General features: G+C 37.1%; 8 protein-coding genes. 5 read left to right on the forward strand and 3 right to left on the reverse strand.

The genetic code is table 11. From position 1 onward, the window contains the following. The 3 genes from ACY65O_RS19975 to ACY65O_RS19985 form a co-directional block, all read right to left on the reverse strand. Positions 1 to 207 (reverse strand): hypothetical protein (locus ACY65O_RS19975; protein WP_462222620.1); only part of this gene is annotated, 207 nt, incomplete at its 3' end. Positions 208 to 302: 95 nt separating this feature from the next. Beyond that, entirely contained in the window at positions 303 to 971 is a 669-nt protein-coding gene (pdeM, locus tag ACY65O_RS19980) for a ligase-associated DNA damage response endonuclease PdeM (RefSeq protein WP_462222621.1), read from the reverse strand. A gap of 87 nt (positions 972 to 1,058) precedes the next feature. Further along, on the reverse strand, positions 1,059 to 3,584 hold the full coding sequence (locus tag ACY65O_RS19985) for a ligase-associated DNA damage response DEXH box helicase (protein WP_462222622.1): 2,526 nt from the start codon (positions 3,582 to 3,584) through the stop codon (positions 1,059 to 1,061). Positions 3,585 to 3,785: 201 nt separating this feature from the next. Between ACY65O_RS19985 and ffh the strand changes: the two genes are divergently transcribed. The 5 genes from ffh (at position 3,786) to rimM (ending at position 7,070) form a co-directional block, all read left to right on the forward strand. After that, positions 3,786 to 5,108, forward strand: coding sequence for a signal recognition particle protein (gene ffh, locus ACY65O_RS19990; protein ID WP_462222623.1), 1,323 nt, complete (start codon positions 3,786 to 3,788; stop codon positions 5,106 to 5,108). Positions 5,109 to 5,334: 226 nt separating this feature from the next. Beyond that, positions 5,335 to 5,817: a 30S ribosomal protein S16 gene (rpsP, locus tag ACY65O_RS19995; RefSeq protein WP_462222624.1), complete on the forward strand. Its 483-nt coding sequence runs from the start codon at positions 5,335 to 5,337 to the stop codon at positions 5,815 to 5,817. 241 nt (positions 5,818 to 6,058) lie between these two features. After that, positions 6,059 to 6,229 carry a hypothetical protein gene (locus ACY65O_RS20000; RefSeq protein WP_462222625.1) on the forward strand — a complete coding sequence of 57 codons (171 nt, stop codon included), beginning with the start codon at positions 6,059 to 6,061 and terminating at the stop codon, positions 6,227 to 6,229. After that, positions 6,211 to 6,507 carry a type II toxin-antitoxin system RelE/ParE family toxin gene (locus tag ACY65O_RS20005; RefSeq protein WP_462222626.1) on the forward strand — a complete coding sequence of 99 codons (297 nt, stop codon included), beginning with the start codon at positions 6,211 to 6,213 and terminating at the stop codon, positions 6,505 to 6,507. Before ACY65O_RS20000 ends, ACY65O_RS20005 begins: the two co-directional genes overlap by 19 nt. A 47-nt stretch (positions 6,508 to 6,554) precedes the next feature. Further along, positions 6,555 to 7,070 carry a ribosome maturation factor RimM gene (rimM, locus tag ACY65O_RS20010; protein ID WP_462222627.1) on the forward strand — a complete coding sequence of 172 codons (516 nt, stop codon included), beginning with the start codon at positions 6,555 to 6,557 and terminating at the stop codon, positions 7,068 to 7,070. The last annotated feature ends 277 nt before the right edge of the window (positions 7,071 to 7,347 follow it).

Genomic DNA, 7,347 nt, shown 5'->3' on the forward strand with positions numbered 1-7,347 from the left:
ATATAAATTTTTTAACTGGTAGCCTGCAAATAAAAGACCAACTACTGCATAACTGTAAGGTAAAAGGTTAGCTAAGTTTGAAGTAACAATTCTCTTTTGTAACAAATGGGTTACTATAAATTTAACCAGCAGGTAAATAAATAAATAGCCAGAAAAAAATCCTATTAATTCCAGTTGTTCCAGGTAAATAAAAAAACTGTTATCCATTGTTGAATCTGTTGAAGAAAAAAATTGATACACTAAATTACAGAACAATAATTTCGTTTCAATCTTTAATTAAAAAGAGAAAGTAACAGGTATGATTATTGTTTGTGCAGCAACACACTATCTTCAACTATTATAAATGCTTTTTCTTTTGCTGCAGGTGCTATAAGGTAAGTCCCGGTAAATTTTCCAAAAGCGGGTAACACTGCATAATGTTGTGTAAAATAAAAACAGGGAAAACGCAGACTTTGTTTGCCCAAACCTCTCATAGTTACTGCAGGGTGTATATGTCCGCTAAAAAAGTAATCGGTTTCATTCATATCTTCTTCCGGTACATCTTCCACATCATGCACAAATACAAAATTATTTTTTCGCCACATTTTTTTTTCGGTGGTAATGTTTGCATCTGCATACCATTTATCCGGTACAATATCATGATTGCCTTTTACTAAAAGCATCGGCACATGCAGCATATCATTTCGCCATTTTAAAAATAATTCGTGTTCTTTATTTTCTACACTGTGAAAAAGATCGCCTACAATTACCACTAATGCCGGTTTATAAAACTGAATGGTACTTACCAGGCGCTGCATATCTTCTTTCATTACAGCCGCAGGCACAGCAATACCGCTTTTTCTAAAATGGCCGGTTTTACCTAAGTGCAGATCAGAAAGAATTAATATTTTTTCCTGCTCCCAAAACACCGTTCTGTTACAGCTTAAAATAAAATCGTTTTTATTAATGGTATGTTTTATAAATGATGGCATTTAGTACATTGAATTTTTAATTCAATAATAATTTTTTATTTGTATGGGGTAGCAAAAATAAAAACGGAAATTGCAAAATGCCCATTATCAACTGTCTTTTCCCAACTGTTCCTGCATTCTTTTCACCCTGTCTTCTAATTTTTCGGATGACATATTTTCTCTTAAGCTGTCAACTTTTAGAGGGAAACAAAATGGTGTTAGTTGTTGCGGCCATGTAATTACAATTTTACTCTGCTGAATTCTTTGCAGCATATCTCTCAATCTTGTTTCTTCCATTTGCTGTTCAAAAACTTCTTTATATGCCTGGCGTAGTAAAATGTTATTAGGTTCATACTCGGCAAAAACTTTAAATAATAAAGAAGCAGAGTTTTGTAAATGTCTTGCTTTTTGATATTCGCCGGGATAACCCTGAAAAATTAATCCGCCAATAACTGCAATATCCCTGAATTTTCTTTTCGCCATTTCTGTACTGTTCACACTGCGTTGAATATCTTCAAATAAATTTTCGGCAGTAAATAATTCATACACATTGCTGTCATCTAAAGGTATCGGCTGGTCGCTTAATAATTCAAAACCATAATCGTTCATGGCAAAAGAAAAAGTAATAGGTGTTATTTTACCAATGCGGTAAGATAATATTGCCGCCATTGCTTCATGCACTAATCTTCCTTCAAACGGATACACAAATAAATGAAAGCCATCCTTGGTTTCAATGTGCTCAATCAGTAATTCATTTTCTAATGGCACATGCGATAATTGTTTTTGCAAATTAAATAATGGTTGTAAAACCTGCAGCTCCTCTACCTGTACATTGCCTTTCTGGCTTACGGCTAAAGCTTCTCTTAATTTTTTACCCATGTTGCTGCTTAAACTCATTCTTCCCCCCATCCAGCTGGGTATAATACTTTTTTTACTGGTAGATTTTTTCACCATCACCGTCATATCTTTTATCCTTACCAGCTCTAAATTTTTACCTGCAATAGTAAAAGAATCTCCGGGGTCGAGTCTTGATATAAACCATTCTTCAATAACACCAATATAACCACCACTTAAAAATTTTACTTTCAGCATAGCATCGCTTACGATAGTGCCTATGTGCATGCGGTGCCGCATGGCAGTGCGGCGGTTGTTAATTTTATACAAACCGTTTTCTAAAATTTCTACTTTTTTATATTCGTCATATTGTGCCAGTGCTTTGCCGCCTGCAGTGATGTGCAATAAAATTTCCTGAAATTCTTCCCTGGTTATTTCTGCAAAGCAATAAGTGCTTTTTACTTCTTCAAAAATTTCATCCGGAAAAAATCCATCCGATATAGCAATGGAACACAAATATTGTATCAGCACATCAAAGCAAAGTAACTGCGGCGTTTTACTTTCAATAAAATTTTCTTCTACTGCCTGTTTTAATGCAGCAGCTTCCACCAGCTCTAAACTATGTGTAGGCAAAAAATAAATTTTACTTACTGCATCGGGGCTGTGGCCGCTGCGGCCTGCTCTTTGTAAAAATCTTGCTACGCCTTTTGGCGAACCAACCTGTATAATTGTTTCAACAGGGCGAAAGTCAACACCCAAATCTAGACTTGCTGTACAAACAACTGCTTTTAATTTTCCGGTGTGTAAATTTTCTTCCACCCAAAAACGTAGTTCCTGTTCAATACTTCCATGATGCAAAGCAACTGCTCCTGCTAAATCCGGTGCAGCATTTAATAAAGCCTGGTACCACATCTCCGTCATGCCACGGGTATTAATGAAAATTAATGTAGTGCGGCTGTTGTTGATGATAGGTAAAACTTTTTCCACCAATTTAATTCCTAAATGCCCGGCCCACGGATATTTTTCTATTTCATCAGGAAAGATAGAATGGATTTCCGTTTTTTTGTGAAGGTTAGCTTTAACAGTCTCCCCGAAATCCCCTCCCGAAGAGGGGGCTTTTGCCTCTCTGTTTTTTTGAAATCTTTTCAATGGACTTAATAAAACTTCTTTCGCTTCTTCTAAATTTCCAATGGTAGCAGATATACCCCATATTGAACATTCGCAATTCGCCATTCGATATTTCACATTCACAATTCTTGAAATAGCCAACTCTACCTGCACACCTCTCTTGCTTCCCATCAACTCATGCCATTCATCCACAGCAATTATTTTTAAAGAAGCAAAAACATCTGGATAATCTTTTTGTGCCAGTTGCAAATGCAAACTTTCCGGTGTAATAATTAAAATCTCCGGCATCTGTCTTTTTTGCCTGGCTCTTTCATTTATTTCGGTATCGCCATTTCTTATGCCAACTTTCCATTGCAACTGCAGTGCTTCAATCACTTCATTCATGGCACGGGCAATATCTTTTGCCAATGCCCTTAATGGCGTAATCCATAATAATTGTAAGCCATTATTTTTTTTAGAGAGATAGTTTTTAGGATAATCATTTATAAATTGTATCAATGCTCCCAAAAAAACAGAATATGTTTTTCCGAAGCCAGTCGGAGCATTTACTAAACCACTTTTGCCATTTAAAATATGTTGCCAGGTTTGTTGCTGAAAAGCAAATGGAGTACGGTTGTTTTTTTTAAGCCATTCTGTAATAATATTGTAGCCGGGGCTTTTAGCCAAATTCATAAAGCAAATTTACAATTGCCCTGCAATTTGGTTAAAACAATTTTAGGGCAATGAATAAAATAAAGAGTGGTTCGTAACCCTGACGGCGGTTTCAAACCCCGTCAGCGGTTATTACGGGGCTAAGCAAATGTTGAATAATGATTTGCTGAAGACATTATTCATTTTCTTATTTTTGCAATCCTCTTTTAAAAACAAATCAATATGTTTAATTCGTTAAGTGAAAAATTAGAAGGCGCATTTAAAAACCTTAAAGGTCAGGCCCGTATTACCGACCTTAATATTGCCAACACCGTAAAAGATATTCGCCGTGCATTAGTTGATGCCGACGTAAATTATAAAATTGCCAAAGAGTTTACCGATAAAGTAAAAGAAACAGCCCTGGGTTCAAAAGTATTGTTAGCCGTAAACCCCGGTCAGCAAATGGTAAAAATTGTACAGGACGAACTGACTGAATTAATGGGCGGCAGCGAAAGTGAATTTAATATCACCGGTGCGCCAGCCATTATTTTAATTGCAGGTTTGCAGGGTAGTGGTAAAACAACTTTTAGCGGTAAGCTGGCTAATTATCTTAAAACCAAAAAAGGCAAATCGCCATTGCTGGTGGCAGCAGATATTTACAGGCCTGCGGCTATAGATCAGTTAGAAGTTTTAGGCGGACAAATTGGTGTAGATGTATTTGCCGAAAGAGAAAATAAAGATGCGGTTTCTATTGTGCAGAATGCGATAAAAGAAGCCAAAGCAAAAAACAAAAATGTAATTATTGTAGATACTGCCGGCCGCTTGGCTGTAGATGAAATAATGATGAAGGAGGTGGCGGATATTAAAGCTGCCATCAACCCACAAGAAATTTTATTTGTGGTAGATAGTATGACGGGACAGGATGCAGTAAACACCGCCAAGGCCTTTAACGACCGCTTAGATTTTACCGGTGTGGTATTGACAAAATTAGATGGCGATACAAGAGGCGGTGCCGCACTCTCTATAAAATACACGGTAAACAAACCCATAAAATTTGCCAGCAGCGGCGAAAAAATGGATACGCTGGATGTGTTTTACCCCGAGCGTATGGCGCAGCGTATTTTGGGCATGGGAGATATTGTGAGTTTGGTAGAAAAAGCACAGGAGCAATTTGACGAAGCCGAAGCAAGAAAACTGGAAAAGAAGATCCGCAAAAATCAATTTGATTTTGAAGATTTTAAAACCCAGTTGCAGCAGATTAAAAAAATGGGTAACCTTAAAGATTTAATGGGCATGATACCCGGCGTGGGCAAACAAATAAAAGATGTAGATATTAACGACGATTCTTTTAAAGGTATAGAAGCCATGATAAACAGCATGACTTTGCAAGAGCGCCGCAACCCCGATATTATAAATCCCAACCGCAAACTCCGCATTGCCAAGGGCGCCGGAAAAGATATTGCCGAACTGAATGCCTTTTTAAAACAATTTGAACAAATGAAAGGCATGATGAAGATAATGAACAAAATGCCGATGGGTAAAATGCCCGGTATGGGAAAGCGGTAACTGGAAGCTCCAGCTTCCAGCCCTAATTTTGGCGCAACCAAAATCCATATCGCCTGTGTTTAACTTTCCCTGCTAATATCATTGCATAAACCCAACAAAATACCCTCAAAAATTAACGGTTTGCAAAGAATTTTCAAATATTTGGCTAATCCCCCGCTGGTTGTTATATTTGCAAACCTTTTTTAAGGAAGAAACCCTATTATTAACAACCAAAAATTTCTATTTTATGGCTGTAAAAATGAGACTGCAAAGACATGGCTCAAAAAAGAGACCATTCTATTTCATTGTTGTAGCAGATGGCAGAAGCCCTCGTGACGGTAAATTCATTCAAAAATTAGGTACGTACAATCCTTTGACGGTTCCTGCCACTATTCAGGTAGATCGTCAAAAAGCATTGGATTGGTTGCAGAAAGGTGCTCAACCCACCGACACTGTACGCCGCATCCTTTCTTTTAAAGGCGTGTTGTATCTAAAGCATTTACTGCGTGGCGTTGGCCTCGGTCTGTTTGATGAAGCAGTGGCTATGGAGAAATTTACGAAGTGGAGCAGTGAGCATGATGCTCATATTGCAAAGCGCCATGGTGCCCATAAAAAAGCACGTATGGATAAACGTAACCAACCCGTGGTACGCAAAGTTGCAGAAGCGCCGGTAGCAGTAGCTACACAGGCAGATGCACCAGCAACAGAAGAAACCAAAACAGAAGAATAAAATACCTCTGTTCCGTTAATTCATTTAAGTTCCGTTATTTTTTAGCGGAACTTTTTTTATGGGCCCCGGCCGGATTTCTTTGTTGGGCTTCAGTGGCGTCGCACTCTTATACAGTAAATCTTTATTGAGCTTTTATCGCAGCGGTTAAAAAATATTTTAAAAACAGGCAAATTTGCAGAAATGATAATAACTATCAGGAACCGTTTTTTTGTTTTAAATTTGAATAACTAAAAATAAATTAATGGGAACACTTACAATTGATAACAAAAGATTTGTTGTAATTGAACAAAAGAAATTTGAAAAATTGCAACTGCTTGCTGCACAAAAAACTGCTCCCGTAAAAAAATTAACACTTGAAGCAGGTAAAAAACATGCCTATAAAATGATTGATAAATGGGCAAAAGGAAAGTAAGTATCCTGGAGCCGGCTGCTGAGGCTGTTGCCGACATTGCATTATTTATCGCAGGTAAGGGACTGCCGGCTACAGCTAAGAAATTTGTTGACGAAGCTTTCCTTTTTTTTGAAAAGCTTTCTGACGAAAGAATAGTTCATAAGCCCTGTGGTTACAATAATGTTTGGAAATATCTTGGTTATCGTTGCATTACTTATAAAAAATACGTGATTGCTTATCTTAGTCAGCCTGATGAAATTATTATTTGTGATTTTACTGTTGCAAAAATTTTGAAATAAACTGCCATACGCTTTGTAACCCATAAGTTTTTCAATTATAAAAATTCATGAACGAATATTTTAAAATAGGCAAACTTGCCGCCAGCACCGGCTTAAAAGGCGAATTGGTTTTACAACATAACCTCGGCAAAAAAACTTCGCTAAAAGGTTTAGAGGCCATTTTTTTAGAAGAGAAAAAAGATAGCTTCATTCCATACTTTATACAATCCGCACAAATAAGAAGTAATACAGAAACCGTAATAAAATTAGAAGGCGTTGATATTATGGAAGCAGCCCGTAAACTTACACCTAAAGAAGTTTGGCTTGCAGAAGAAGATTTTAAAAAATTCGCCACTAAATCATCACCCATTGCCATGCTGGGTTTTATGATGGTAAATGATGGTGAAGAAATTGGCGTAATTGAAGAAGTAATAGAACAGCCGCATCAAATTTTATGCAGTATTATGTACAATGGTAAAGAAGCATTGATACCTATTCATGAAGACAGTCTGGAGAAAGTAGATATAAAAAATAGAAAAGTTTTTGTTACGCTGCCCGATGGGTTACTGGAAATTTATAAATAATTTTTTACCATTTTTTAATTAAATTCTCTTATGTTGTCGTGCTTGTCGAAACCGGGTTAATTCAGCAAGAGCCCGCCTTCGATAAACTAAGGCTGACAACTTTTAGGTTTGTTACGTAACCAAGCAGTTTGTTTAAAATTTATCAATAACACCTCTGCGTCCTCTGCCCCTCAGCGTACCATTGTCATTTCTTAATCAATTTTGCGTTTTGCTAATTTATAAAAACCACGGCTGCATCCCCAGCCCCCCAGCATGCCAATTTCTTTTGTAAATTAGC

Origin of the sequence: Ferruginibacter sp., from assembly GCF_031430955.1 — a bacterium.
Lineage (GTDB): Bacteria > Bacteroidota > Bacteroidia > Chitinophagales > Chitinophagaceae > Ferruginibacter.

What these genes read in the sequence shown, in the direction of transcription:
- pdeM (WP_462222621.1), bottom strand. Translation starts at nt 971, where the DNA reads ATGCCATCATTTATAAAACATACCATTAATAAAAACGATTTTATTTTA.
- ACY65O_RS19985 (WP_462222622.1), bottom strand. Translation starts at nt 3,584, where the DNA reads ATGAATTTGGCTAAAAGCCCCGGCTACAATATTATTACAGAATGGCTT.
- ffh (WP_462222623.1), top strand. Translation starts at nt 3,786, where the DNA reads ATGTTTAATTCGTTAAGTGAAAAATTAGAAGGCGCATTTAAAAACCTT.
- rpsP (WP_462222624.1), top strand. Translation starts at nt 5,335, where the DNA reads ATGGCTGTAAAAATGAGACTGCAAAGACATGGCTCAAAAAAGAGACCA.
- ACY65O_RS20000 (WP_462222625.1), top strand. Translation starts at nt 6,059, where the DNA reads ATGGGAACACTTACAATTGATAACAAAAGATTTGTTGTAATTGAACAA.
- ACY65O_RS20005 (WP_462222626.1), top strand. Translation starts at nt 6,211, where the DNA reads ATGGGCAAAAGGAAAGTAAGTATCCTGGAGCCGGCTGCTGAGGCTGTT.
- rimM (WP_462222627.1), top strand. Translation starts at nt 6,555, where the DNA reads ATGAACGAATATTTTAAAATAGGCAAACTTGCCGCCAGCACCGGCTTA.